1 protein-coding gene is annotated in these 350 nt (G+C 63.7%); it reads left to right on the forward strand.

The genetic code is table 11. From position 1 onward, the window contains the following. Positions 1–8: 8 nt before the first annotated feature. On the forward strand, positions 9–350 hold a 342-nt coding region (locus E0D98_RS26135; RefSeq protein WP_193764855.1), incomplete at its 3' end, for a C40 family peptidase.

The following is a 350-nucleotide window of genomic DNA, read 5'->3' on the forward strand; positions in this document are numbered from 1 at the left end:
CCCGTTTTATGACACAGACTGAATCAGCGATTCTGGCGCATGCCCGGCGGTGTGCGCCAGCGGAGTCGTGCGGCTTCGTGATAAGCACCCCGGAGGGCGAACGGTACCAGCCCTGCGTGAATATCTCCGCAGAGCCGGAGGCGTATTTTCGTATTGCGCCGGAGGACTGGCTGCAGGCACAGATGCAGGGGGAGATTGTGGCGCTGGTCCACAGTCATCCCGCTGGTCTGCCCTGGCTGAGCGAGGCGGACCGGCGGCTGCAGATAAAGAGTGCCCTGCCCTGGTGGCTGGTCTGTCGGGGTGAAATTCACCGGTTCCGCTGTGTGCCGCACCTGACCGGACGGCGCTTT

The organism is Escherichia sp. KCJ4928, assembly GCF_004352695.1.
Taxonomy (GTDB): Bacteria; Pseudomonadota; Gammaproteobacteria; order Enterobacterales; family Enterobacteriaceae; genus ECMA0423.